18 protein-coding genes and 1 pseudogene are annotated in these 25,261 nt (G+C 72.5%); 17 read left to right on the top strand and 2 right to left on the bottom strand.

The window, feature by feature from the left end; all coding sequences use genetic code 11:
• Positions 1-10 precede the first annotated feature (10 nt).
• From ACGFMM_RS33865 to ACGFMM_RS33835, 7 genes and pseudogenes are all read left to right on the top strand, one after another.
• Positions 11-1,258 (top strand): spermidine/putrescine ABC transporter substrate-binding protein, encoded by a 1,248-nt coding sequence (locus tag ACGFMM_RS33865; RefSeq protein WP_393650339.1) that lies wholly within the window; start codon positions 11-13, stop codon positions 1,256-1,258.
• 49 nt (positions 1,259-1,307) lie between these two features.
• Entirely contained in the window at positions 1,308-2,459 is a 1,152-nt protein-coding gene (locus ACGFMM_RS33860) for an ABC transporter ATP-binding protein (RefSeq protein ID WP_393650338.1), read from the top strand.
• Positions 2,456-3,388 (top strand): ABC transporter permease, encoded by a 933-nt coding sequence (locus tag ACGFMM_RS33855; RefSeq protein ID WP_393650337.1) that lies wholly within the window; start codon positions 2,456-2,458, stop codon positions 3,386-3,388. Before ACGFMM_RS33860 ends, ACGFMM_RS33855 begins: the two co-directional genes overlap by 4 nt.
• Positions 3,388-4,182 carry an ABC transporter permease gene (locus tag ACGFMM_RS33850; protein ID WP_393650336.1) on the top strand — a complete coding sequence of 265 codons (795 nt, stop codon included), beginning with the start codon at positions 3,388-3,390 and terminating at the stop codon, positions 4,180-4,182. The genes ACGFMM_RS33855 and ACGFMM_RS33850 overlap by 1 nt, the downstream gene beginning before the upstream one ends.
• Before the next feature lie 25 nt (positions 4,183-4,207).
• On the top strand, positions 4,208-5,626 hold the full coding sequence (locus ACGFMM_RS33845; RefSeq protein ID WP_393650335.1) for an NAD(P)/FAD-dependent oxidoreductase: 1,419 nt from the start codon (positions 4,208-4,210) through the stop codon (positions 5,624-5,626).
• A 224-nt stretch (positions 5,627-5,850) separates the two neighbouring features.
• Positions 5,851-6,309: a hypothetical protein gene (locus tag ACGFMM_RS33840; RefSeq protein WP_393650334.1), complete on the top strand. Its 459-nt coding sequence runs from the start codon at positions 5,851-5,853 to the stop codon at positions 6,307-6,309.
• 121 nt (positions 6,310-6,430) lie between these two features.
• Positions 6,431-8,235: pseudogene (locus tag ACGFMM_RS33835) on the top strand (chitinase).
• Here the strand turns inward: ACGFMM_RS33835 and ACGFMM_RS33830 are convergent.
• A complete protein-coding gene (locus ACGFMM_RS33830; protein WP_393650333.1) occupies positions 8,204-9,007 on the bottom strand; it encodes a phosphatase PAP2 family protein in 804 nt (267 codons plus the stop codon). The pseudogene ACGFMM_RS33835 and the gene ACGFMM_RS33830 sit on opposite strands and share 32 nt — an antisense overlap.
• An 89-nt stretch (positions 9,008-9,096) precedes the next feature.
• Complete coding sequence (gene gabT, locus ACGFMM_RS33825) at positions 9,097-10,431, bottom strand: 4-aminobutyrate--2-oxoglutarate transaminase (RefSeq protein WP_393650332.1); 1,335 nt, start codon at positions 10,429-10,431, stop codon at positions 9,097-9,099.
• Between the two features lie 298 nt (positions 10,432-10,729).
• Between gabT and ACGFMM_RS33820 the strand changes: the two genes are divergently transcribed.
• The 10 genes from ACGFMM_RS33820 to ACGFMM_RS33775 all read left to right on the top strand — a co-directional run bounded on the left by ACGFMM_RS33820 (position 10,730) and on the right by ACGFMM_RS33775 (position 25,177).
• Positions 10,730-13,261: an ATP/GTP-binding protein gene (locus ACGFMM_RS33820; protein WP_393650331.1), complete on the top strand. Its 2,532-nt coding sequence runs from the start codon at positions 10,730-10,732 to the stop codon at positions 13,259-13,261.
• Between the two features lie 193 nt (positions 13,262-13,454).
• Positions 13,455-15,029 (top strand): PucR family transcriptional regulator, encoded by a 1,575-nt coding sequence (locus ACGFMM_RS33815; RefSeq protein ID WP_393650330.1) that lies wholly within the window; start codon positions 13,455-13,457, stop codon positions 15,027-15,029.
• A gap of 81 nt (positions 15,030-15,110) precedes the next feature.
• Positions 15,111-16,094 carry an EamA family transporter gene (locus tag ACGFMM_RS33810; protein WP_393650329.1) on the top strand — a complete coding sequence of 328 codons (984 nt, stop codon included), beginning with the start codon at positions 15,111-15,113 and terminating at the stop codon, positions 16,092-16,094.
• A gap of 229 nt (positions 16,095-16,323) precedes the next feature.
• Positions 16,324-17,769: an aldehyde dehydrogenase family protein gene (locus ACGFMM_RS33805; RefSeq protein WP_393650328.1), complete on the top strand. Its 1,446-nt coding sequence runs from the start codon at positions 16,324-16,326 to the stop codon at positions 17,767-17,769.
• A 170-nt stretch (positions 17,770-17,939) separates the two neighbouring features.
• Positions 17,940-18,344, top strand: a complete 405-nt coding sequence (locus ACGFMM_RS33800; protein WP_393650327.1) for a hypothetical protein — start codon at positions 17,940-17,942, stop codon at positions 18,342-18,344.
• A 161-nt stretch (positions 18,345-18,505) separates the two neighbouring features.
• Positions 18,506-20,416 carry an acyl-CoA dehydrogenase family protein gene (locus ACGFMM_RS33795; protein WP_393650326.1) on the top strand — a complete coding sequence of 637 codons (1,911 nt, stop codon included), beginning with the start codon at positions 18,506-18,508 and terminating at the stop codon, positions 20,414-20,416.
• Between the two features lie 106 nt (positions 20,417-20,522).
• Positions 20,523-21,767: a 3-phosphoshikimate 1-carboxyvinyltransferase gene (aroA, locus tag ACGFMM_RS33790; protein ID WP_393650325.1), complete on the top strand. Its 1,245-nt coding sequence runs from the start codon at positions 20,523-20,525 to the stop codon at positions 21,765-21,767.
• Between the two features lie 82 nt (positions 21,768-21,849).
• A complete protein-coding gene (locus ACGFMM_RS33785; RefSeq protein ID WP_393650324.1) occupies positions 21,850-22,581 on the top strand; it encodes a hypothetical protein in 732 nt (243 codons plus the stop codon).
• Between the two features lie 38 nt (positions 22,582-22,619).
• Positions 22,620-23,867: a 1-deoxy-D-xylulose-5-phosphate reductoisomerase gene (gene dxr / locus ACGFMM_RS33780; protein WP_393650323.1), complete on the top strand. Its 1,248-nt coding sequence runs from the start codon at positions 22,620-22,622 to the stop codon at positions 23,865-23,867.
• A complete protein-coding gene (locus tag ACGFMM_RS33775) occupies positions 23,864-25,177 on the top strand; it encodes a M50 family metallopeptidase (protein ID WP_393650322.1) in 1,314 nt (437 codons plus the stop codon). Before dxr ends, ACGFMM_RS33775 begins: the two co-directional genes overlap by 4 nt.
• Positions 25,178-25,261: the final 84 nt, after the last annotated feature.

Here is a 25,261-nt window from a genome sequence, read left to right as displayed (position 1 = left end):
GGCACAGCGCATGGAGCAGTACGAGCCCGACAGCCTGTCCGCCGCCCAGCTCGCGGCGATGCGGCGCAGTCTCACGAGCGGCCGGGGCGCGCTCACCCGCCGTTCGATGCTGCGCGCGGGCGGCGTCGGCGCGCTCACCCTCGGCGGTCTCGCCGGGCTGAGCGCCTGCGGCATCCCGCCGGCCAAGCGGGAGGGCCAGGGGCCCGCCTCCATCGACGACTCGGCCAAGGAGAAGACGGTCGCCTTCTCCAACTGGACCGAGTACATGGACGTCAGCGAGGACGAGAAGTCCCGCCCGACGCTGGAGGCGTTCAGGAAGCGGACCGGGATCACGGTCAAGTACACCGAGGACATCAACGACAACGTCGAGTTCTTCGGCAAGATCCGCCCCCAGCTCGCCGCCGGCCAGGCGACCGGGCGCGACCTGATCTGTGTCACCGACTGGCTGGCCGCCCGGATCATCCGGCTCGGCTGGGCGCAGAAGCTCGACCCGGCGAACCTGCCGAACGCGTACGCCAACCTGTCCGCGCAGTTCCGCCGCCCCGACTGGGACCCGGGCCGCTCGTACTCGTACCCGTGGACCGGCATCTCCACGGTCATCGCGTACAACTCCAAGGCCACCGGCGGCCGGAAGGTCGACTCGGTCACCCAGCTGCTCGACGACCCCACCCTCAAGGGCCGGGTCGGCTTCCTCACCGAGATGCGCGACTCGGTCGGCATGACGCTGCTCGACATGGGCAAGGACCCCGGGACGTTCACCGACGCCGACTTCGACGCGGCGATCGGCCGGCTCCAGAAGGGCGTCGACACCAAGCAGATCCGCCGCTTCACCGGCAACGACTACACCTCGGACCTCGACAAGGGCGATCTGGCGGCCTGTCTGGCCTGGGCCGGCGACATCATCCAGCTGCAGGCCGACAACCCGGACATCAAGTACGCGATCCCGGCCGCCGGCTACATCACCTCCACCGACAACCTGCTCGTCCCCGCCCAGGCCCGGCACAAGACCAACGCCGAGAAGCTCATCGACTACTACTACGAGCTCCCGGTCGCCGCCCAGCTCGCCGCCTACATCAACTACGTCTGCCCGGTCGACGGAGTGAAGGACGAGCTCGCCAAGATCGACCCCGAGCTCGCGGGCAACACGCTGATCCTGCCCGACAAGGCGATGGCCGCGAAGTCCCGTGCCTTCCGCTCGCTCAGCAGCAAGGAAGAGACGGCGTACGAGGAGAAGTTCGCCAAGCTCATCGGCGCCTGAGCCGGTCCCTGCCTCCGTCCAGCCCCTCGACACCCCGGGATTCCCACCCATGACTGACAAGAACACCGGCGGCGACGTCCGTCTGACCGGGATCAGCAAGACCTACGGCGCCTTCACCGCCGTCCATCCGCTCGATCTGACCGTGCCGCAGGGCTCCTTCTTCGCCCTGCTCGGCGCGTCCGGCTGCGGCAAGACCACCACGCTGCGGATGATCGCCGGCCTGGAGGAGCCCAGCACCGGCACCGTCTTCCTCGGCGACCGCGACGTCACCGACCTGCCGCCGTACAAGCGGCCGGTGAACACCGTCTTCCAGTCCTACGCGCTCTTCCCGCACATGGACGTCTTCGAGAACATCGCCTTCGGTCTGCGCCGGCGCGGGATCAAGTCGGTGAAGAAGCAGGTCGACGAGATGCTGGAGCTGGTCCAGCTCGGCGACAAGGCCCGGCACAAGCCGCACCAGCTCTCCGGCGGCCAGCAGCAGCGCGTCGCCGTCGCCCGCGCCCTGATCAACCACCCGCAGGTGCTGCTCCTCGACGAGCCGCTCGGCGCCCTGGACCTGAAGCTGCGCCGCCAGATGCAGCTGGAGCTCAAGCGGATCCAGACCGAGGTCGGCATCACCTTCGTCCACGTCACCCACGACCAGGAGGAGGCCATGACCATGGCCGACCAGGTCGCGGTGATGAACGGCGGCCGGGTCGAGCAGCTCGGCGCCCCCGCCGACCTGTACGAGAACCCGCGGACCACCTTCGTCGCGAACTTCCTCGGCACCTCCAACCTCATCGAGGCCGAGGTCGTCGAGGCCGGCGGCGCGGAGGTCCTGGTCACCGCGGGCGGCGGCAAGCTCCGCGTCCCCGGCGACCGCTGCACCGACGCGGTCCGCACCGGCGGCAAGGTCCTGGTGGGCGTCCGCCCGGAGAAGATCTCGCTCGCGCACGCCGACGACGCGGGGAAGATCGCCGACGGCCGCAACCGGGTCACCGGACGAATAGCCGACTCGTCGTTCATCGGCGTCTCCACCCAGTACGTGGTCAACAGCCCGGCCGGCGCCGAACTCCAGGTGTACGAGCAGAACATCGAGCGCGACACCCGCCTGGTGCCCGGCGCCGAGGTCGTCCTGCACTGGAACCCGGCGCACACCTTCGGCCTGGACGCGACTCAGGACATCGACGCGGGTGTCGAGACGGTGGAGGACGCCGGATGAGCGCGACCCTGACCAAGGAGGAGGCCGCGCCGCCGGCGGCGGAGCTCGTCCTGCGCAAGCCCTCCCGCCGCAAGCGGCTCGTCCCGTACTGGCTGCTGCTGCCCGGCATCCTCTGGCTGCTGGTGTTCTTCGTGCTGCCGATGGTGTACCAGGCGTCCACCTCCGTGCAGACCGGCTCGCTGGAGCAGGGCTTCGAGGTCACCTGGCACTTCCAGACCTACTGGGAGGCCTTCCAGGAGTACTGGCCCCAGTTCGTCCGGTCCCTGCTGTACGCGGGCACCGCCACCGTCCTGTGCCTGCTGCTCGGCTACCCGCTCGCGTACCTGATCGCGTTCCGGGCCGGCCGCTGGCGCAACCTGCTGCTCGTCCTCGTCATCGCCCCGTTCTTCACCAGCTTCCTGATCCGGACGCTGGCCTGGAAGACGATCCTGGCCGACGACAGCATCGTGGTCGGCGTCCTCAACGCCCTGCACGTGCTCGACGTGACCAGCTGGATCGGCTGGACCGAGGGCGAGCGGGTGCTCGCCACCCCGATGGCGGTGGTCTGCGGACTCACGTACAACTTCCTGCCGTTCATGATCCTGCCGCTCTACACCTCACTGGAGCGGATCGACGGCCGGCTGCACGAGGCCGCCAAGGACCTGTACGCCTCCCCGGCCACCACCTTCCGCAAGGTGACCTTCCCGCTGTCGATGCCCGGCGTCGTCTCGGGCACCCTGCTCACCTTCATCCCGGCGAGCGGCGACTACGTCAACGCCGAGTTGCTCGGTTCCACCGACACGCGCATGGTCGGCAACGTGATCCAGTCGCAGTACCTGCGCATCCTGGACTACCCGACCGCCGCGGCGCTGTCGTTCATCCTCATGGCGATCGTGCTGGTCATGGTCACCGTCTACATCCGCCGTGCCGGAACGGAGGACCTGGTCTGATGCGCTGGCTCCGTCGGAACCTCGTCGTGATCGCGGGCCTGCTGACGCTCGCCTACCTGATCCTGCCGAACGTCGTCGTCACGGTGTTCTCCTTCAACAACCCGGCCGGGCGGTTCAACTACGCCTGGCAGGAGTTCTCCCTGGAGGCCTGGAAGGACCCCTGCGGAGTGGCCGACATGTGCGGCTCGCTCTCGCTGTCGCTCCAGATCGCCCTGTGGGCGACCGTCGGCGCGACCGCGCTCGGCACGATGATCGCCTTCGCGCTGGTCCGCTACCGCTTCCGGGCGCGCGGCGCGGTCAACTCGCTGATCTTCCTGCCCATGGCCATGCCGGAGATCGTGATGGCGGCCTCGCTGCTCGCGCTCTTCCTCAACATGGGCATCGAGCTGGGCTTCTGGACGATCCTGATCGCCCACATCATGTTCTGCCTCAGCTTCGTGGTCGCCGCCGTCAAGGCGCGGGTGCTGTCGATGGACCCGCGGCTCGAAGAGGCCGCGCGTGATCTCTACGCCGGTCCCGCGCAGACCTTCCTGCGGGTGACGCTGCCGATCGCCGCGCCGGGCATCGCGTCCGGGGCGCTGCTGTCCTTCGCGCTCTCCTTCGACGACTTCATCATCACCAACTTCAACTCGGGCAACACCGTCACCTTCCCCATGTTCGTCTGGGGCTCGGCCCAGCGCGGTACGCCCGTCCAGATCAACGTCATCGGCACGGCGATGTTCATCATTGCCGTAACGGTGGTGGTAGCCGGACAGATCATTACGAACCGGCGCAGGAAAACAGCGACAACCTGAGCAAGCCCTGAAGGAGTTGGAAACCATGGCCCCAGTCGCCATGCGTCTCGCTGCACAATCTCTCTCCGACGCCCAGCCCGTCCCCTTCTGGCTGGAAGACCCGGGCAAGCCCGGCGCCCTGCCCGCCCTCACCGACACCCAGACCTGCGATCTGCTGGTGGTCGGCGGCGGATACAGCGGACTGTGGACCGCGCTCCTCGCCAAGGAGCGCGACCCCTCCCGGGACGTCGTGCTCATCGAGGGCCACGAGGCGGGCTGGGCCGCCTCGGGCCGCAACGGCGGCTTCTGCGCCGCCTCCCTCACCCACGGCTTCGGCAACGGGCTGGCCCGCTGGCCGGACGAGCTGGCCACCCTGGAACGGCTCGGCGAGGCCAACCTCGACGGCATCGAGGAGGCCGTCGCCCGGTACGGCATCGACTGCGACTTCGAGCGCACCGGCGAGATCGACGTCGCCACCGAGCCGTACCAGGTCGAGGAGCTCCACGAGTGGTACGCCGAGGCCGACCGGCGCGGACTCGCCGGCGGCATGGAGCTGCTCGACCGCGACCAGGTCCGCGCCGAGGTCGACTCGCCGACCTTCCTCGGCGGCCTGTGGGACCGGCGCGGGGTCGCCATGCTCCACCCGGCCAAGCTGGCCTGGGGCCTGAAGCGGGCCTGCGTGGACGCGGGCGTGCGGATCTACGAGCACACCCCCGCCCTCGACCTCGTGAACGTCGGCCCGGGCATGGGCGTGAAGACCCCGTACGGCAGGATCGTCGCCCGCCGGGTCGCGCTCGGCACCAACGTCTTCCCGTCCCTGGTCAAGCGGCTGCGGCACTACACGGTGCCGGTCTACGACTACGCCCTGATGACCGAGCCGCTCAGCGCCGGGCAGCTCGCCTCCATCGGCTGGAAGAACCGGCAGGGGCTCGGCGACAGCGCCAACCAGTTCCACTACTTCCGGATCACCGCCGACCACCGCATCCTGTGGGGCGGCTACGACGCGGTGTACGAGTTCGGCGGCCGGGTCCGCGCCGAGATGGACCAGCGTCCGGAGACGTACCTCAAGCTCGCCGAGCACTTCTTCCGCTGCTTCCCGCAGCTGGAGGGGCTGCGTTTCAGCCACGCCTGGGGCGGCGCGATCGACACCTGCTCGCGCTTCTCGGCCTTCTTCGGCACGGCGCACCGCGGGAAAGTCGCGTACGCGGCCGGGTTCACCGGGCTCGGCGTGGGCGCGTCGCGGTTCGGCGCGGACGTGATGCTCGACCTGCTGGCGGGGGAGCGTACCGAGCGCACGGAGCTGGCGATGGTCCGCTCCAAGCCGCTGCCGTTCCCGCCGGAGCCGCTGGCCTGGGCCGGGATCGGGATCACCAAGTGGTCGCTGGCGCGGGCCGACGAGAACGGCGGGCGGCGGAACCTGTGGCTGAAGGCGATGGACCGGCTGGGACTGGGCTTCGACAGCTGACGGCTGACAGCTGACAGCGGCCGGCCGACGGCGGCCGGCTGACGGTGTGACCGGCTGATGAGCCGATGTTCGCCCGGCGTGCGCCCCCGTGCACGCCGGGCGAATCCTTTTTGCTCCCCTCGAGCTGCGGATTTCTTCCCCGACTCGCGTCATCGTCGCGGCCGACCGGGCTCTCCAAGCGTGTGCGGGCACGGTGTCCGCGCATCGAAGGGAGACCGTTCGCGATGACTGCTTCGGGGGCCAAGGCCGCGGTGGAATGGCTCGTCTCGGTGGCGCCGGACCCCGACGCCTGCCGGTGGGAGTGGGAGCGCAACCCGCTCGGGGTGGCGCTGCTGCCAGCCGGCCGGCGCTGGGACGTGCTGATCCTGCCGTCCGAACTCGGTTATCCGACGTTCGACGTCCTCACCCGCCTGGTCGGCCGGCCCGGCCCGGTGCTCGCCGATTTCGGCGACGCCCGGATGGGCTTCTTCGTGCCGCCGGGCACGGTCGCCCGCTGGGTCGGCACGGGCGTGCGGGGCGCGGGCGGCGGGACGTGGATCGTCGTGCCGTACCCGGGCCGGGTCACCGGGGGAGTGCGCTGGCTGATCCCGCCGGACGGCTCGGGAACGCTCACCGATCCCGCGCTCCTCGAACTGGCGATGCACGAGGCGGCGGCCCAACTGGCAAGGGAGGGAACGGAGTAGCGCGGATCCGAGCAGTCACGGACTCGCGGAAGCACCGAACGGGGCCAGAGGTCTTGACCACTCGATTGGTCTGGACCAAGCTGTGGCGCGCTCACCTCCCCACCCCACCCCGGAGGCAGTCGTGGCACGCAACGGACCCCTCACCCTTCTGCTGGCCGGCGTCGTCGCCGCCGGCGGCCTCGTCGCGCTCACCCCCGCGGCCCAAGCCGCAGACTCCGAACTCCTGCGCAACGGCGGCTTCGAGTCCGGCCTCGACGGCTGGACCTGCACGGCCGGCAGCGGCGCCGCCGTCGCCACGCCCGTCCGCACCGGCACGAAGGCCCTCCAGGCCACCCCCGCGGGCAGCGACAACGCGCGCTGCACCCAGACCGTCACGGTGCGGCCCAACTCGACGTACACGCTGAGCGGTTGGGTACGCGGCAGCTATGTCTACCTCGGCGCGTCCGGAACCGGCACCACGGACGTCTCCACCTGGACCCAGTCCGCCCCCGACTGGCAGAGACTGACCACCTCCTTCACCACCGGCGCGTCCACCACCTCCGTCACGGTCCACACCCACGGCTGGTACGGCACCGGCGCCTACCAGGCCGACGACCTGTCCCTCACCGGCCCCGGCGGCGACCCGGTCCAGCTCCCGGCGACGCCCACGGGCCTGACCGCGGGCTCCCCGACGTCCACGACGGTCCCGCTCACCTGGTCGCCGGTCGCCGGCGCCACGTCGTACAAGGTGTACAAGGGCGGCGCACTGCTCACCACGCTCACCGGCACCTCGTACACCGCCACCGGCCTCACGCCCTCGACCGCGTACGGCTTCCAGGTCAGCGCCGTGAACAGCGCCGGCGAGTCCCCGAAGTCCGCCACCGTCACCGCCACCACGGCCGCCGACACGGGCGGCGGCACCCCCGGCGGCAAGCTCCCCGCCCACGCCCTCGTCGGCTATCTGCACAGCAGCTTCGCCAACGGCTCCGGCTACACCCGCATGGCCGACGTCCCCGACTCCTGGGACGTCGTCAACCTCGCCTTCGGCGAGCCGACCTCGGTGACCTCCGGCGACATCCGCTTCAGCCTCTGCCCGGCGACGGAGTGCCCGAACGTCGAGTCGCCCGCCGAGTTCAAGGCGGCGATCAAGGCGAAGCAGGCCGCCGGCAAGAAGGTCCTGATCTCCATCGGCGGCCAGAACGGCCAGGTCCAGCTCGCCACCACGGCGGCCCGCGACGCGTTCGTCACCTCGGTGTCGAAGATCATCGACGAGTACGGCCTGGACGGCCTCGACATCGACTTCGAGGGCCACTCCCTCTCGCTCCAGAACGGCGACACCGACTTCCGCAACCCGACCACCCCCGTGATCGTCAACCTCGTCTCGGCCGTCAAGTCCCTCAAGGCCAGGTACGGCGCGGACTTCGTCCTGACGATGGCCCCGGAGACCTTCTTCGTCCAGCTCGGCTACCAGTTCTACGGCTCCGGCCCCTGGGGCGGCCAGGACCCCCGCGCCGGCGCGTACCGCGGGTCATCCACGCCCTGCGCGACGACCTCACGCTGCTCCACGTCCAGGACTACAACTCGGGCCCGATCATGGGCCTCGACAACCAGTACCACTCCATGGGCGGCGCGGACTTCCACATCGCCATGACCGACATGCTCCTCACCGGCTTCCCCGTCGCCGGCAACACCGAGCGCGTCTTCCCCGCCCTGCGCCCCGACCAGGTGGCGATCGGCCTCCCCGCCTCCACCCAGGCCGGCAACGGCCACACCTCGCCGGCCGAGGTGAACAAGGCCCTCGACTGCCTGACGAAGAAGCAGAACTGCGGCTCCTACCAGACCCACGGCACCTGGCCCGCGCTGCGCGGCCTGATGACCTGGTCCATCAACTGGGACCGCTACAACAACTGGGAGTTCAGCCGGAACTTCGACGCGTACTTCCCGTAGAGCTTTCCGTAGAGCGTCCCGTGGAGCGCAGACGGGCGGAGCCGGCCGTCAGGATCAGCAGCCCCAGGCAGAGGCTGGCCAGCACGTCCAGCGGCCAGTGGTAGCCCCGCAGGACCAGCCCGATGCCCGTCGCCGCCGTGAGCACCCAGGCGACGGGCATCGTCCCGCGCCGGCGCACGAGCATCGCTGCCCCGCAGTACGCGACCATCGCGGTGGCCGTGTGGCCGGAGGGGAAGTAGCCCTGCGCCCAGGGTTCCAGGGGGCCGGGGCGGGCGGTCCACTCCTTCAGGGCGATCACCAGGACGGGGACGGCGGCCATGGCGAGGCCCGCGTACAGGGCGGCGAGGCGCTGCCCCCGCCCGTACGCGTACGCCATCGCGCAGCCCAGGACCGGAAGCGCGACCTCCATGTTGCCGAGATCCGCGCCGAGTTCGGAGAGCCATCGGGGGACGGTGTCGACGAGCGCCTGCGAGACGCGTTCGTCGAGACGGGCCAGCGGGCCGCGCACCAGCACCTGCCAGGTGCTCACCACCAGGACGAGCACCGCCCAGAACACGGCCGACCGCCCCGGAACAGGGGGGGTTGTTCCGGGGCGGTCGTGTGGACCGGGCCGTCGCGCGCCCCGGGGGGTGTGGGGCGGGCGACCGTCCGATCGGTGAGGAGTTCCGGAGCCGGAGGCTCCAGTGGTGTGCGCGAGGGCACGGTCAGGGCGAGGCTGGGGAGGCTCCGCCCCGTCGCCCGCAGTCTCCTGCGAGCGGGGTGTTTCTCTCATCTGCAGAAACCGTACGGCAGAGGCCGGGGGCGCCGACAGCCGGATTCCCATCCCGCCATCGGCCCCCCACAACCTCTTCACACGAATCGTCAGATCCGGGCGAACGCGGACTCGATGACGTCCAGGCCCTCGTTCAGCAGTTCGTCGCTGATGACGAGCGGGGGAAGGAAGCGGAGCACGTTGCCGTAGGTGCCGCAGGTGAGGACGAGGACGCCCTCGGCGTGGCAGGCCTTGGCGAGCGCGCCGGCGGCCTCCGGGTTCGGCTCCTTCGTCGCCGGGTCCTTGACCAGCTCGATGGCGATCATGCCGCCGCGGCCGCGGATGTCGCCGATGATCTCGTACTTCTCCTGCATCGCGGCCAGCCGCGACTTCATGACCGACTCGATGTTCTTCGCCGCGGCGTTGAGGTCGAGCTCCTTCATGGTCTCGATCGCGCCCAGCGCGCCGGCGCAGGCCACCGGGTTGCCGCCGTAGGTGCCGCCCAGGCCGCCGCCGTGGACGGAGTCCATGATCTCGGCGCGGCCGGTCACGGCGGCCAGCGGCAGACCGCCGGCGATGCCCTTGGCGGTGGTGATCAGGTCCGGGACGATGCCCTCGTCCTCGCAGGCGAACCACTGGCCGGTGCGGCAGAAGCCGGACTGGATCTCGTCCGCGACGAAGACGATGCCGTTGTCGTTGGCGAACTTCACGATCGCCGGCAGGAAGCCCTTGGCCGGCTCGATGAAGCCGCCCTCGCCGAGGACCGGCTCGATGACGATCGCGGCGACGTTCTCGGCGCCGATCTGCTTGGTGATGTTGTCGATCGCCTGGGCGGCGGCCTCGGGGCCGCAGTTCTCCGGGCCGGTGGGCCAGCGGTAGCCGTAGGCGACCGGCACGCGGTAGACCTCGGGGGCGAACGGGCCGAAGCCCTGCTTGTACGGCATGTTCTTCGCCGTCATGCCCATGGTGAGGTTCGTACGGCCGTGGTAGCCGTGGTCGAAGACCACGACGGCCTGGCGCTTGGTGTACGAACGGGCGATCTTGACCGCGTTCTCGACGGCCTCGGCGCCGGAGTTGAACAGCGCGGACTTCTTGGCGTGGTCGCCCGGGGTCAGCTCGGCGAGCGCCTCGCAGACCTCGACGTAGCCCTCGTACGGCGTGACCATGAAACAGGTGTGGGTGAAGTCGGCGAGCTGCGCGGCGGCGCGGCGCACCACGGCCTCGGCGGACGCGCCGACCGTGGTCACGGCGATGCCGGAGCCGAAGTCGATCAGACGGTTGCCGTCGACGTCCTCGATGATGCCGCCGCCGGCCTTGGCCGTGAAGACCGGCAGTACGGAGCCCACGCCGCCGGCCACGGTGTCGAGGCGGCGGGCCTGAAGCTCCTGCGACTTCGGACCGGGGATGGCGGTGACGACGCGCCGCTCCTGCGGGACAGCGTTCATGCGGGGCTCCTGGGGGTTTCTGGACGCACTGTGCGGGTTTCTTCCGCAGGCTAGGCGGGCGGGCGGGGGGCGGGCATGCGCCGATCGGGAGTGTTGGGGGTGTCCGGTTGTCCGAAGCGGACAGGGCGGGGTGCACGGGGCGGGCCGGCCTCCATTGTGCGGGGCGCGGTCCGGCCGGGTCGCGAGACGCGTCCGCAGAACGGTGAACCTCCCCTGCCGGGGCACTAGATTGACGGACGGACAGATGCGGTGTGGCGCGGTGCGGTGCGGCCTGGCTGGTCAGGGGGAAGCGGTAGCGATGGAGACGGACGGCACGTACGAGGCCCGGGGCACGCGGGACGAGGCGTCCCCGGCCCCCGGGAACCGGCCCCAGACACCCCCGCCGGTACCGGCCCAGGCCCCGCCCGTGCCCGATCACGTACCGGCCCAGGCCCCGCCCGTATCCGACGCCCAGCCGCCCCAGGCCCCGGCCGTGCCCGAGCTGCCGCCCCAGGCCCCGCCCGTGCCCGCGAGCGCGCCGAGCGCCGCGCCGGGCGCCCCGCCCAGGCCGGCCCGGGCCCCCGAGGCGCCAGCAGGCGCGGCCGTCGCCGTGTGGCTGGACGCGCCGCGGCCGAAGGCCGGGCTCGGAATCTGGCGGTTCCGCCACGTCGAGCCGCCGCTGCGCGAGCCCGCCCGGCTCGCGCCGATCACCGTCGCCGGACTGCTGATCCCGCTGGTCGTCGGCCTCATCCTGTGGTCCGCGTGGCGGCGCGGCACCGTCCCGTACCTCTGGGTCCCGCTCCAGACCCTCACCCCCGTCGAGTGGTGGCACACCGGCACCACCTCCCCCCGCGACTGGCGCGGCGCGGAGGCCCACGTCGTCTACAGCGGCGTGATCTTCCTGCTGATCGCGTACGCCGTCGCCCGCCTCGGCTCCTGGGGCAAGGTGGTCCACCACTACCTGGACCGCTTCGGCCCCGGCACCCGCGCCGGGCTCGCCGCGGCCGGCGCGCTGGCGGCGCTGGTCTTCGTCTGGCCGGACGCCTTCGGCGTCGGCTGGGACCCGCTGCCGATCGCCCAGCCCGTGCTCGCCCTGGTCGTGCTCGTGGGCGGCGGCTACACCGTGCTCAGCTCGCCGTTCCTCGTGTACCCCCTGTACGCGCTGATCACCGCCGCCGTCGTCTGGCCGTTCGCCCGGGCCGGTGGCTGGGCCGCGCTCGTACGGGCCTGGCGCAGCCGTTCCCCGCGCCCCGCCCGCCCCGCGGCCGCCGCCGCGCAGGCCCCCGCCTCGCAGTGGCCCGAACTGCGCGCCGCCGGCGAGCAGCGGGCCGCCGAACGGCTCGCCGACGAGGTCCGCGCCGGACGGATGAACGACGTGGACTGCGCCCGGGTCCGCCGCGCCTGGACCCTCGCCCGCGGCGACGCCCGCCGCCGGGCCTCCTTCACCGACGCGGTCGCCGACCGGGGCGCCGCCGCGGCGCTGCACCCCTCCGGCGGCCGCGACCTGCCGCGCCGCTCCGCCGAGCACGACCTGTTCGTCGGCCAGGTCCGTATCGGCCGGTACGCCGCCGCCGAGCGCACCCCGCACGCCTACACCGGGGCCGGGCTCGCCCTCGATCCCGGGCTCCTCGGCACCTCGCTGCTCGCCGTCGGCCCGTCCGGCGCGGGCAAGACCCGCAGGCTGACCGCCCCGGTCGTCGAGGCGCTCACCCTGCAGGCGCTCACCGGGGCCTGCGCCGTCGTCGCCGTCGGCGCGCCCGGGGCGCCGCTCGGCCCGGACGACGCGTACGACGTCGTGATCCGGCTCGGCGACCCGGCCTCCCGCCACGACCTCGACCTGTACGCGGGGGCCGCCGATCCCGACGAGGCCGCCGCGCTCCTGGCCGAGGGCCTGGTCGGGGACGTCGAGGGCGTCGAGACCCGGCGCGCCGCCACCGCGCTGGCCCAGCTGATCGGCCCGTACCGGGAGGCGCACGGCGCGTTCCCGACCGTTCCGGCGCTGCGCGAGCTCCTGGAGGCCCGCCCGGAGACGCTGCAGGCGCTGCTCGACCGGCTGCCGCAGGACGCGGCGTCCGGCATGCGCCGGGAGCTGGAGTCCCGGATCCGCCAGGTCGGCACCGCCGCCGACGTCGGCCCCGCGCTCGCCGACCGGCTCGCCTCGCTCGACCGGCCCGCGTTCGCGGAATTCTTCGGCGGCGGCGCCGGCGGCGTACGGCCGTTCTCGCTGCGCTCCGTCGGCTCGCACCCGCTGCGGGTGCGGATCGCGCTGCCCGAGGGCGGGCACGAGGAGACCTCCCGGCTGCTCGCCCGGCTGCTGCTCGCCCAGTTCCAGACGGTCGCCCGCGCCGACACCGCCCGCCGGCACTTCGTCTGCCTGGTCCTCGACGACGCGGCCGGCGCGCTCACCCCGGGCACCGTCCGCGCCCTGGCGCGGCTGCGCCCGCAGAACGCCGGCGCGGTGCTCGCGCTGCGCAGCCTCGCCGAGGTGCCCGAGGCGCTGCACGGGCAGCTGCTCGCGGCGGTCGGCTGCCGGATGGCGTTCTCCGGCGTCACCACCTGGGACGGCCGGGCGTTCGCCGAGGCGTGGGGCACGGAGCGGGTCGAGACCACCGAGGTGGCCCACCACACGGTCTTCGCCGACCAGCCGATGACCCGCGCGCTGCACGCCGTGCGGAAGATGGTCACCGGCAAGGCGGTGACGACCGACGCGGTGACCGTGCGCGAGGTGGAGCGGGAGCGCTGGTCCGCCTCCGAGCTGGCGCACGAGGTGCCGGCCGGGCACGCGGTGCTCTCCCTGACCCACGTGCGGGGCGAGAGCACGCCGCCGCTCCTGGTGGACCTGCGCGACTGACCGTACGGCCGTACGGACACCCGCGCGGCCGACCGTACGGCCGTACGCGCGCCGCGCGGGTGTCCGGGACCTGGCGCGGCGGGCCGGGCACCCTGGCAGAATCGGGGGGCGCCGTTCCCCGGAGCGGCGCCCGCCCGCTGCCCGGTCACTCCCCTGTCCGGGCGGTCCTCCGCCCTAAGGTCCGATACGGCCCATGCCGCCCACCCTCGCGTCCCTCGTCCAGCACTCCGCCCTCAAGCTCACGGTCCGCGCCGGAGAGGACAGGCTCGACACGCCCGTGCGCTGGGCGCACGTCAGCGAGCTGGCCGACCCCGTCCCGTACATGGAGGGCGGCGAACTGCTGCTCACCACCGCGCTGACCCTGGACGCGCAGGACCCCGAGGCGACCCGGCGGTACGTGCGCCGGCTGCTCGGCGCGGGCGTGGTCGGACTCGGCTTCGCGATCGGCGTGAACTACGAGGACATCCCGCAGGCGCTGGTCGACGCGGCCCGCGAGGAGGGCCTGCCGCTGCTCGAAGTGCCGCGCCGCACACCCTTCCTGGCGATCAGCAAGGCCGTGTCGGCGGCCATCGCGGCCGACCAGTACCGCGCGGTGACGGCCGGTTTCGAGGCGCAGCGCGAGCTGACCCGGGCGGCGCTCGCCGAGGGCCCGGACGCGGTGGTCGCCCGGCTGGCCGCGCATGTGGACGGCTGGGCGGCGCTGTACGACGCCTCCGGCGCCGTGCTCGCGGTCGCGCCTGACTGGGCGGCGCGCCGGGCCGCCCGGCTGAACGCGGACGTGGAGCGGCTGCGGGAGCGGCCCGCTCCGGCGAGCGCGGTGGTCGGCGGCACCGACGACCGGGTCGAGCTGCAGTCCCTCGGCACCGGGCGGCGGGTGCGCGGGGCCCTCGCGGTCGGCACGGGCGCGCCGCTGGGCACGGCCGAGCGGTACGCGGTGCACTCGGCGATCGCCCTGCTCACCCTGACGACGGAGCGTTCGCGCTCGCTGCAGGAGGCCGAGCAGCGGCTGGGCGCGGCGGTGCTGCGGATGCTGCTCTCGGGCCAGCCCGACCACGCCCGCGCGGTGGCCGGCGACCTGTACGGCGGGCTGCTCGACGCCCCGTTCCGGCTGCTGATCGCCGAGCCGGCGGGCAACGGTCCCGGGGTGGGGGAGCGGGACGGGGAGCCGCCGCTGCCCGTGCTCGCCGAGGCCCTGGAGTCGGCGGCGGCGCGGGCGGGCGAGGCGGTGCTCGTGGTGCCGGAGGGCGACGAGCGGCTGGTGGTGCTGGCGGGCGACGGCGGGGCCGTCGTCGCGGCCTGCGAGGGGTACGCGGAGCGGGAGGCCGAGGAGGCCGGGCTCGTCGTCGGGCTGTCGGCCCCGACCGGGCCGATCGCGGCGAACGCCGCGTACAAGCAGGCCGAGCAGTCCCTGTCGGTGGCCCGGCGGCGCGGCCGCGCCCTGGTCGAGCACGAGGACCTGGCCGCCGGCTCGGTGCTGCCGCTGCTCGCCGACGACGCGGTGCGGGCCTTCGCCGACGGGCTGCTGCGCGCGCTGCGGGAGCACGACGCGACCGGCCGCGGCGATCTGGTCGCCTCGCTGCGGGCCTGGCTGTCCCGGCACGGCCAGTGGGACGCGGCGGCCGCGGACCTGGGCGTCCACCGGCACACGCTGCGCTACCGGATGCGCCGGGTCGAGGAGATCCTCGGCCGCTCCCTCGACGATCCGGACGTCCGGATGGAGCTGTGGCTGGCGCTGAAGGCGACCGGCGAGGACGGCGGGACGGCGTAGCGCGTCCGAAATCCGCGTGCGCTGCCCGAACTCGGGCAAAATTCTTGGCCTTTCGTGTCAGGCGTCTCTACGCTCCTGCTCATGACAAGCCCTGCCGCCGAACCGGCCTCCGAGGTCCCGCCACCCCCCTCGTCCCCCACCGCCGCCGCCTCCGTCCCCATCCCCGCCCCCGCCCGCCGGCGGATCACCGGCGCGATATGGGCGGCGCTCGCCATCGTGTACGTCGTCTGGGGTTCGACGTACCTCGGCATCCGGGTGGTCGTCGAGACCATGCCGCCGTTCCTGTCCGCCGGCGCCCGGTTCGTCGTCGCCGGGCTGTTGCTCGCCGCGATCATCGCCTGGCGTCAGGGGCTGGGCGCGCTGAAGACGGACCGGCGGCAGCTCGGCTCCGCCGCGCTGGTCGGCGTACTGCTGCTGCTCGGCGGCAACGGGCTCGTCGTGCTCGCCGAGACCTCCATCGCCTCCGGCCTCGCCGCGCTCCTCATCGCCGTGGTGCCCGCGTGGGTCGTCCTCCTCAAGGCCTGCTTCGGCGAGCGGCCCACCCTCGGCGGGCTGGCCGGCGTGCTGCTCGGCCTCGCCGGGCTCGCCGTCCTGACGCTGCCCGGGCTGACCGGGGCCGTCCACATGGGCGGCGTGCTCCTGGTCATCTGCGCCACGCTGATGTGGTCCACCGGCTCGTTCTCGTCCTCGCGGCTCCCGATGCCGAAGAACCCGTTCACGGCCAGCGCGTACGAGATGCTGGCCGGCGGTCTCGCCTGCGCGGCGCTCGGCGTGATCCGCGGCGAGCAGCACGGCCTCGACCTCGGCGACGTCTCCACCCGCTCCTGGGTCGCCTGGGCCTACCTCGTCGTCTTCGGCTCGCTCATCGCCTTCACCGCGTACGCCTGGCTGCTCCAGACCGCCCCGCTGTCGCTGGTCGCCACGTACGCGTACGTCAACCCGGTCGTCGCCGTACTGCTCGGCGCGCTGATCCTGGGCGAGGCGCTGACCCTGCCGATCGTCCTCGGCGGCGCGATCGTCGTCCTGGGCGTGGGCCTGATCGTCTCGACCGAACGCAGAGGCTGACGGAACGCTGGGATGACGGAGCACAGGGGCTGACGCAGCGCGGAGGCTGACGGAGCGCGGAGGCAGAGGCCCCAGGTGGCGCCCCGGCTTCGGCCAAACCGGACAGCCCTGCGACGCCACCACTCCATCCCGGACAAACCGCCGGGCGCGTGCTCGGCCCTAACGTGAGGAACGACAAGTGGGAGCCTCCCCTCCCGCGACGACCGCACACGAAAGGGCCGGGCCCGCAATGACTGCCACCCACGCCTTCTGGCTCGCCGGCCGCGAGGCCACCGGCGAGACCGCCTTCGACGTCACGTCCTCCTGGGACGGCCGGCTCGTCGGCAAGGTCAGCGTGCCCACCGAGGCCCAGGTCGAGGAGGCTGTCGCCGCGGCCCACGCCGTCGTGGACGAGTTCGCCGCCACCCCGGCGCACGTCCGCGCCGCCGCCCTGGACCACGTGTCGAAGCGGCTCGTCGAGCGCACCGAGGAGATCGCCCAGCTGATCTCCGCCGAGAACGGCAAGCCCATCAAGTGGGCCCGCGGCGAGGTCGGCCGCGCCGTCTCCGTGTTCCGCTGGGCCGCCGAGGAGGCCCGCCGCTTCAACAGCGGCGAGGCGCAGCGCCTCGACACCGACGCCGGCGGCGTCGGCCGGCTGGCCCTCACCCGCCGGATCCCCAAGGGCGTCGTCCTCGGCATCGCGCCGTTCAACTTCCCGCTGAACCTCAGCGCCCACAAGGTCGCCCCGGCCATCGCCGTCGGCGCCCCGATCATCCTCAAGCCGGCCCCGGCCACCCCGATCTCCTCCCTCATCCTGGGCGAGATCCTGGCCGAGACCGACCTGCCGGCCGGCTCCTGGTCCGTCCTGACCGTGCCGAACGACCGGATGCCCGCCCTCGTCCAGGACGAGCGCCTCCCCGTCATCTCCTTCACCGGCTCCGACAAGGTCGGCTACGCCATCCAGGAGTCCGTGCCGCACAAGCACTGCACCCTGGAGCTCGGCGGCAACGCCGCGGCCGTCGTCCTCGGCGACTGGGCCTCCGAGGCCGACCTGGACTGGGCGGCGACCCGCATCGCCACCTTCTCCAACTACCAGGGCGGCCAGTCCTGCATCTCCGTGCAGCGCGTGATCGCCGACGCCGCCGTGTACGACCGGCTGCTGCCGAAGATCGTCGCGGCCGTCGAGGCGCAGGTCACCGGCGACCCGACGGACGACGCCACCGACGTCGGCCCGCTGGTCGACGAGAACGCCGCCAAGCGCGTCGAGTCCTGGGTGGACGAGGCCGTCGCGGCCGGCGCGAAGCTGCTCGCCGGCGGCAAGCGGGACGGCGCCTCGTACGCCCCGACCGTCCTGGCCGACCTGCCGGCCGACGTCACCCTGGCCCGCGCCGAGGTCTTCGGCCCGGTGCTGACCGTCGCCAAGGTCGACGGCGAGGCCGAGGCGTTCGCCGCGGTCAACGACTCGGACTTCGGCCTCCAGGCCGGCGTCTTCACCCACGACCTGCAGGCCGCCTTCCGCGCCCACCGCGCGCTCGAGGTCGGCGGCGTGATCATCGGCGACGTCCCGTCCTACCGCGCCGACCAGATGCCGTACGGCGGCGCCAAGAAGTCCGGCGTGGGCCGCGAGGGCGTCAAGTACGCGATGGACGACTACACCTACGAGCGCGTCCTGGTCCTCACCGGCCTGGCGCTGTAACAGCCGGCGCGTACCACCGAGACCGACGGCCGGAGCCCACTGTGCGGGGGCTCCGGCCGTCTTCTCGTGTTCCCGCCCGCTCCGGCCCGCCCTCCGTTTGACGGCATCCCCCGTCCGGCGTAGTCCGGAAGAAGAGGAGTCACCTGTCGAGTCGAAGGAGGAGTCCCATCATGCTCGGCGACCAGATAGGCGAGGAAAAGGGCCAGGTCACGGGGGTCCGGGTGCTGTCCACCGACGGCGGCCACCCCATCACGGAAGCGTCGTTCGAGTCCAAGGGCACCCTGCTCGGCGTCGAGATCGACGACATGGGCACCTACGAGACGGTCGTCCGCCCCGACGGCACGCAATGGGGCGAGGGCCAGGGCTTCTCGATCACCAAGGAGGGCGAGATCGTCACCTGGCACGGCTCCGGCGTCGGCCACTTCGGCGACGACGGAGGGATCGACTGGCGCGGCGCCCTCTACTTCGAGACCGCCGCCCCGCGCTTCGCCCAGCTCACTGGCATTGCCGCGCTCTTCGAGTTCCATGTGGCCGCCGACGGCAAGGCCGCCGCCAAGCTCTACGAGTGGAAGTAGCGCACCCGGCCACTCCGCGCCGCCCTCACCGACCCTCACCGCCCCGGGGCTCCAGGCCGCTCTCCCGTCCTCCCGTCTTTCCGAACCACCGGAAATCGGGTACGACGGACGAGTAGCCACAAGCCCCACAAGCCCCCGACGAGCGGCGAGGTGAGTTCCTCATGACCGCACCCACCCAGCGGCCCAAAGTCACCGAACGAGAAGCGCGACAGGTCGCCGAGGCGGCGCGCGAGCAGGACTGGCGCAAGCCCAGCTTCGCCAAGGAGCTTTTCCTCGGCCGCTTCCGCCTCGACCTCGTCCACCCCCATCCGCTGCCCGCGGACGAGGACGTGCGGCGCGGCGAGGCGTTCCTGGCCCGGCTGAAGGAGTTCTGCGAGACCCGCGTCGACGGGGCGCTCATCGAGCGCGAGGCCCGCGTGCCCGACGAGGTCGTCACCGGGTTGAAGGAACTCGGCGCGCTCGGCATGAAGATCGACCCCAAGTACGGCGGGCTCGGCCTCACCCAGGTGTACTACAACAAGGCCCTCGCCCTCGTGGGCTCCGTCAGCCCGGCGCTCGGCGCGCTGCTCTCGGCGCACCAGTCGATCGGGGTGCCGCAGCCGCTGAAGCTGTTCGGCACGCAGGAGCAGAAGGACGCCTTCCTGCCCCGGCTGGCCCGCAGCGACATCTCGGCGTTCCTGCTCACCGAGCCGGACGTCGGCTCCGACCCGGCGCGGCTCGCGACGACGGCGGTGCCGGACGGGGACGCGTACGTGCTCGACGGCGTGAAGCTGTGGACCACCAACGGCGTGGTCGCCGACCTGCTCGTCGTCATGGCGCGCGTGCCGCAGTCGGAAGGCCACCGGGGCGGGATCACCGCCTTCGTGGTCGAGGCGGACTCGCCCGGGATCACGGTCGAGCACCGCAACGCGTTCATGGGCCTGCGCGGTCTGGAGAACGGCGTGACCCGGTTCCACGGCGTCCGCGTGCCCGCGGCGAACCGGATCGGCCCCGAGGGCGCGGGCCTCAAGATCGCGCTGACGACGCTCAACACGGGTCGGCTGTCCCTGCCCGCGGCGTGCGTCGGGGCCGGCAAGTGGTGCCTGAAGATCGCGCGCGAGTGGTCGGCGGTACGGGAGCAGTGGGGGCGGCCGGTCGCCCGGCACGAGGCGGTCGGGGTGAAGATCTCCTTCATCGCCGCGACCACCTTCGCGCTGGAGGCGATGGTCGACCTCGCGTCCCAGATGGCCGACGAGGACCGCAACGACATCCGCATCGAGGCGGCGCTCGCGAAGCTGTACGGCTCCGAGATGGCGTGGCTGATGGCGGACGAACTGGTCCAGATCCGCGGCGGGCGCGGCTACGAGACGGCCGACTCGCTCGCGGCGCGCGGCGAACGCGCTGTGCCGGCCGAGCAGGTGCTGCGGGACCTGCGGATCAACCGGATCTTCGAGGGCTCGACGGAGATCATGCACCTGCTGATCGCCCGCGAGGCCGTGGACGCGCACCTCGCGGTCGCCGGCGACCTCATCGACCCCGAGAAGTCGCTCTCCGACAAGGCGCGGGCCGGCGCGAAGGCGGGCGGCTTCTACGCCCGCTGGCTGCCGAAGCTGGTCGCCGGGCCGGGGCAGGTGCCGGGCGCGTACGCGGAGTTCGGCGACCTCGCGCCGCACGTGCGGTACGTCGAGCGCACCTCGCGCAAGCTCGCCCGCTCGACGTTCTACGCGATGTCGCGGTGGCAGGGGCGGATGGAGACCAAGCAGGCGTTCCTCGGCCGGATCGTCGACATCGGCGCGGAGCTGTTCGCGATGAGCGCGGCGTGCGTGCGGGCCGAGCACCTGCGGGCCACCGGCGACCACGGCCGCGAGGCGTACCGGCTCGCCGACGCGTTCTGCCGGCAGTCGCGGCTCCGCGTCGAGGAGTTGTTCGGCCGCCTGTGGTCCAACACGGACGAGACGGACCGCCGATTGGTGGACGGCGTTCTGGCGGGCGACTACGCCTGGCTGGAGGCCGGCATCATCGACCAGTCCGGCAACGCCCCCTGGATCACGGACCCGACCCCCACCGAATCCCTCCACCGCAAAATCCCCTGACGCCGAGGCGGGCCCCGGCCGCGGGGAGCGGGCGACATGACGGAGGTGGGGTCCGGTATGCGGAACGGGGCGCAAGGGGCGGGCCGGGGACGGCAGGATGGCAGCCGTGACCGTCATCGACATCCCCGGCTCCAAGTCCGTCACCGCCCGCGCCCTCTTCCTCGCCGCCGCCGCCCGCGGGACCACCACGCTGGTCAAGCCGCTGCGGTCCGACGACACCGAGGGGTTCGCCGAGGGGCTGAAGGCCCTGGGGTACGAGGTGCGGCAGGAGGCGGACGCCTGGCACATCACGGGCCGCCCCGAGGGCCCCGGCCGGGACTCCGCCGACGTCTACTGCCGCGACGGCGCCACCACGGCCCGCTTCCTGCCCACCCTCGCCGCCGCCGGCCACGGCACGTACCGCTTCGACGCCTCCGCCCAGATGCGCCGCCGCCCCCTCGGCCCCCTGACGACCGCCCTGCGCACCCTCGGCGTGGACCTGCGGCACGAGGACCGCGAGGGCCACCATCCGCTCACCGTCGCCGCCCGCGGCATCAAGGGCGGGGCGCTCACCCTCGACGCGGGGCAGTCCTCCCAGTACCTCACCGCCCTGCTCATGCTCGGCCCGCTCACGGCCGAGGGCCTCGCCATCACCGTCACGGACCTGGTCTCCGAGCCGTACGTCGAGATCACGCTCGCGATGATGCGCGCCTTCGGGGCCCGGGTGACCCGCGAAGACGGCCCCGAGGGCCGTACGTACACCGTCGAGCCGACCGGCTACACCGCCACCACCTACGCCGTCGAGCCCGACGCCTCCACCTCCAGCTACTTCTTCGCCGCCGCCGCGCTCCTTCCCGGCGGCGAGGTCACCGTCCCCGGCCTCGGCGAGGGCGCCCTCCAGGGCGATCTCCAGTTCGTCGAGGTGCTGCGCCGCATGGGCGCCGAGGTGACCGTGGCCGCCGACGGCACCACCGTCCGCTCCACCGGCGCACTGCGCGGACTGACCGTCAACATGCGCGACATCTCCGACACCATGCCGACCCTCGCCGCTCTCGCCCCGTTCGCCGACGGCCCGGTCCGCATCGAGGACGTCGCCAACACCCGCGTCAAGGAGTGCGACCGCCTCGACGCCTGCGCCGACAACCTGCGCCGGCTGGGGATCACCGTGCACACCGGCCCGGACTGGATCGAGATCCACCCGGGCACGCCCGCCGGGCCCGTCGAGATCACCACCCACGGCGACCACCGGATCGTCATGTCCTTCGCCGTGACCGCCCTGCGCACCCCCGGCGTCTCCTTCGACGACCCCGGATGCGTGCGCAAGACCTTCCCCGAATTCCATCAGGTGTTCGGCGCCGCCCATGGCCGATAATCGGGCGGGTCACGATCATCACCGATAGGGGCAGGGCATGTTCGGCACGGGGACACATACGCGCACGGGGACACATACGCGAATGAGGACGGGCGTCGCCTTTCTCCTCGGCGGGCTGCTGCTCGCCGGGTGCGGCGACGCCTCCGACGGGGACGACAAGGCCAAGCCCACGTCCAAGCCCACGCCCGGCGAGAGCGCCCCTGCCGCGCCCGACACCGCGGGCGCGCTCACCGCGGACCGGCTGAAGGCCGCCGCCCTCGCCGACGGCGAGAAGGCCGGCCGGTACACCGTCTCCGAGTACACCCTCGGCGCGCCGCTCGGCGAGGCGTACAACGCCGTCCCCGCCGTCTGCCAGCCGCTGGTCAGCCTCGCCAAGGAGGTCGCCGACCCGGACCCGGCCGCCGAGGTCCACCGCAAGGTCGACGTCCCGGAGGAGCTCACCGGCACCACCGTCGCCGTCACCCTGCGCGCCTACGGCTCGCAGGGCGCGGCGACCGTGCTGAAGAACCTGAACACCGCCGGCAAGCAGTGCGCCGGCGGCTTCACCGAGCAGCGGGCCGTCGCCCAGGCCCAATACCTCAAGGTCGAGACCCTGCCCGCGCCGAAGCTCGGCGACGAGGCCGTCGCGTTCAAGTTCACGATTCTCGACGTCAAGGGCTCGCTGAAGCTGTACGAGTACCTCACCGTCGTCCGCTCCGGCACCACCACCCTCTCCTTCCGGGGTGAGATCACGGACACCAAGGACATCGGGGGCGTGCCGCCCGAGGTGATCGACGCCCAGTGGAAGAAGTTCGAGGGGACTGCCCGGACCTGAGACACGAGCGGTCCGCGAATGGGGCAAGAATGGGGGGCATGAGCGCTCGCCCCTCTCCTCTCGCGGACCCGCATCTCGCCTTCGACCCGTCCGAAGGCCGCCGGGACATCGTCGTCCTCGGCGCGACCGGATCCATCGGCACCCAGGCCGTCGACCTCGTCCTGCGCAACCCCGACCGCTTCCGCGTCACCGGGCTCGCGGCCTCCGGCAGCCGGGTCGCGCTGCTCGCCGAGCAGGCGCACCGGCTGAAGGCCGGGACGGTCGCCGTCGCCCGCGAGGAGGCCGTGCCCGCGCTGACGGAGGCGCTGAAGGAGCGGTACTGCTCCGAGCCGCTGCCGGAGATCCTGGCCGGGCCGGACGCCGCCACCCAGCTGGCCGCGTCGCCGTGCCACACCGTCCTCAACGGCATCACCGGCTCCATCGGCCTCGCCCCGACCCTCGCCGCCCTGGAGGCGGGCCGCACCCTCGCCCTGGCCAACAAGGAGTCACTGATCGTCGGCGGGCCGCTGGTCAAGGCGCTGGCCGCGCCCGGCCAGATCATCCCCGTCGACTCCGAGCACGCCGCACTGTTCCAGGCGCTCGCCGCCGGCACCCGCGCCGACGTCCGCAAGCTGGTCGTCACCGCCTCCGGCGGCCCGTTCCGCGGCCGCACCCGCGACGAGCTCGCGCACGTCACCCGCGAGGACGCGCTCGCCCACCCGACCTGGGCCATGGGCCCGGTCATCACGATCAACAGCGCCACCCTGGTCAACAAGGGCCTGGAGGTCATCGAGGCGCACCTGCTCTACGACATCCCCTTCGACCGCATCGAGGTCGTCGTCCACCCCCAGTCGTACGTGCACTCCATGGTCGAGTTCACCGACGGCTCCACGCTCGCCCAGGCCACCCCGCCGGACATGCGCGGCCCGATCGCCATCGGCATCGGCTGGCCCGAGCGGGTGCCCGACGCGGCCCCCGCCTTCGACTGGTCCAAGGCCTCCACCTGGGAGTTCTTCCCGCTGGACAACGAGGCCTTCCCGTCCGTCGGACTCGCCCGGCACGTCGGCGAGCTGGGCGGAACGGCCCCGGCGGTGTTCAATGCCGCGAACGAGGAGTGCGTGGCCGCGTTCCTGGACGGCCGGCTGCCGTTCAACGGGATCATGGACACGGTCACCGCCGTCGTCTCGGAGCACGGCGTCCCCACGGGAACCTCGCTCACCGTGTCGGACGTCCTCGAAGCGGAGACCTGGGCCCGCGCCCGGGCCCGTGAACTGGCGGCGAAGTCCATCGTGGAGGCGCGCGCATGACCACACTCCTGACGGTCCTCGGCATCGTGCTGTTCGCGTTGGGGCTGCTCATCTCCATCGCGTGGCACGAGCTGGGCCACCTCTCCACGGCCAAACTGTTCGGCATCCGCGTGCCGCAGTACATGGTCGGCTTCGGCCCGACCATCTGGTCGCGGAAGAAGGGCGAGACGGAGTACGGGATCAAGGCGATCCCGGCCGGCGGCTACATCCGCATGATCGGCATGTTCCCGCCCGGCAAGGACGGGAAGATCGAGGCCCGCTCCACCTCGCCGTGGCGCAGCATGATCGAGGACGCGCGCGAGGCGTCCTTCGAGGAGCTCCAGCCCGGCGACGAGAACCGGCTCTTCTACACGCGCAGGCCCTGGAAGCGCGTGATCGTGATGTTCGCCGGGCCGTTCATGAACCTGGTCCTCGCCGCCGTGGTCTTCTTCGGCAGCTCGATGGTCCTCGGCTACATGACGCAGACCACCAAGGTCGCCGGCGTCCAGAAGTGCGTCATCGAGCAGGACCCGAAGGCCGAGCAGCGCGAGCAGTGCGCCAAGACCGACCCGGTCTCGCCCGCGTACGCGGCCGGCCTGCTCAAGGGCGACAGGATCGTCGCCTTCAACGGGAAGCCGGTCGAGGACTGGAACACCCTCTCCCTGCGCATCCGCGACACCATCGGCCCCGCCACCCTCACCGTCGAACGCGGCGGCGAGCGGATCGAACTGCACCCGACGCTCATCGAGAACTCGGTGCTGAAGAAGGACGAGGACGGCAAGGTCGTCCAGCCCCCGGTCACCGTGAAGGCCGGCTACCTGGGCTTCATCTCCCAGACCGAGGTGGTGCCGCTCACCTTCGGCCAGTCCGTCGACCGGATGACCGACCTCATGCAGTCGGGCGTCGAGTCGGTGGTCGCCCTGCCGAGCAAGATTCCCGACCTGTGGGACGCGGCCTTCGGCGACGGCGAGCGCAAGCAGGACTCCCCGGTCGGCGTCGTCGGCGCGGCCAGGATCTCCGGCGAGATCATGGCCGTGGAGGCCCCGCCGGAGCGGATCCTGTCGATGATGCTGTCCGTCCTGGTCATGTTCAACATCTCGCTGTTCCTGTTCAACATGCTGCCGCTGCTCCCGCTGGACGGCGGCCACATCGCCGGCGCCCTGTGGGAGTCGATCCGCCGGCACACCGCCCGCCTGTTCAAGCGGCCCGACCCCGGTCCGTTCGACGTGGCGAAGCTGATGCCGGTGGCGTACGTGGTGGCGGGCGTCTTCGTCTGCTTCACCCTGCTCGTGCTCGTCGCCGACATCGTCAATCCGGTCAAGATCACCTAGCCCGGACCGGTGAGCAGGGGGCGGGGGGGCCCCCCCCCCCGGCGGGGCCCCCCCCCCCCCCGCGGGGATAAAAGCGGGGGCGGG

It is taken from the genome of Streptomyces sp. NPDC048604, assembly GCF_043199435.1.
Lineage (GTDB): Bacteria > Actinomycetota > Actinomycetes > Streptomycetales > Streptomycetaceae > Streptomyces.
This window is presented reverse-complemented; position numbering and strand designations above follow the sequence as displayed.

What these genes read in the sequence shown, in the direction of transcription:
- ACGFMM_RS33840 (WP_393650334.1), top strand. Translation starts at nt 5,851, where the DNA reads ATGACTGCTTCGGGGGCCAAGGCCGCGGTGGAATGGCTCGTCTCGGTG.
- ACGFMM_RS33850 (WP_393650336.1), top strand. Translation starts at nt 3,388, where the DNA reads ATGCGCTGGCTCCGTCGGAACCTCGTCGTGATCGCGGGCCTGCTGACG.
- gabT (WP_393650332.1), bottom strand. Translation starts at nt 10,431, where the DNA reads ATGAACGCTGTCCCGCAGGAGCGGCGCGTCGTCACCGCCATCCCCGGT.
- ACGFMM_RS33820 (WP_393650331.1), top strand. Translation starts at nt 10,730, where the DNA reads ATGGAGACGGACGGCACGTACGAGGCCCGGGGCACGCGGGACGAGGCG.
- ACGFMM_RS33845 (WP_393650335.1), top strand. Translation starts at nt 4,208, where the DNA reads ATGGCCCCAGTCGCCATGCGTCTCGCTGCACAATCTCTCTCCGACGCC.
- ACGFMM_RS33795 (WP_393650326.1), top strand. Translation starts at nt 18,506, where the DNA reads ATGACCGCACCCACCCAGCGGCCCAAAGTCACCGAACGAGAAGCGCGA.
- ACGFMM_RS33810 (WP_393650329.1), top strand. Translation starts at nt 15,111, where the DNA reads ATGACAAGCCCTGCCGCCGAACCGGCCTCCGAGGTCCCGCCACCCCCC.
- ACGFMM_RS33785 (WP_393650324.1), top strand. Translation starts at nt 21,850, where the DNA reads ATGAGGACGGGCGTCGCCTTTCTCCTCGGCGGGCTGCTGCTCGCCGGG.
- ACGFMM_RS33865 (WP_393650339.1), top strand. Translation starts at nt 11, where the DNA reads ATGGAGCAGTACGAGCCCGACAGCCTGTCCGCCGCCCAGCTCGCGGCG.
- ACGFMM_RS33800 (WP_393650327.1), top strand. Translation starts at nt 17,940, where the DNA reads ATGCTCGGCGACCAGATAGGCGAGGAAAAGGGCCAGGTCACGGGGGTC.
- ACGFMM_RS33815 (WP_393650330.1), top strand. Translation starts at nt 13,455, where the DNA reads ATGCCGCCCACCCTCGCGTCCCTCGTCCAGCACTCCGCCCTCAAGCTC.
- dxr (WP_393650323.1), top strand. Translation starts at nt 22,620, where the DNA reads ATGAGCGCTCGCCCCTCTCCTCTCGCGGACCCGCATCTCGCCTTCGAC.
- ACGFMM_RS33805 (WP_393650328.1), top strand. Translation starts at nt 16,324, where the DNA reads ATGACTGCCACCCACGCCTTCTGGCTCGCCGGCCGCGAGGCCACCGGC.
- ACGFMM_RS33860 (WP_393650338.1), top strand. Translation starts at nt 1,308, where the DNA reads ATGACTGACAAGAACACCGGCGGCGACGTCCGTCTGACCGGGATCAGC.
- ACGFMM_RS33830 (WP_393650333.1), bottom strand. Translation starts at nt 9,007, where the DNA reads ATGAGAGAAACACCCCGCTCGCAGGAGACTGCGGGCGACGGGGCGGAG.
- ACGFMM_RS33855 (WP_393650337.1), top strand. Translation starts at nt 2,456, where the DNA reads ATGAGCGCGACCCTGACCAAGGAGGAGGCCGCGCCGCCGGCGGCGGAG.
- ACGFMM_RS33775 (WP_393650322.1), top strand. Translation starts at nt 23,864, where the DNA reads ATGACCACACTCCTGACGGTCCTCGGCATCGTGCTGTTCGCGTTGGGG.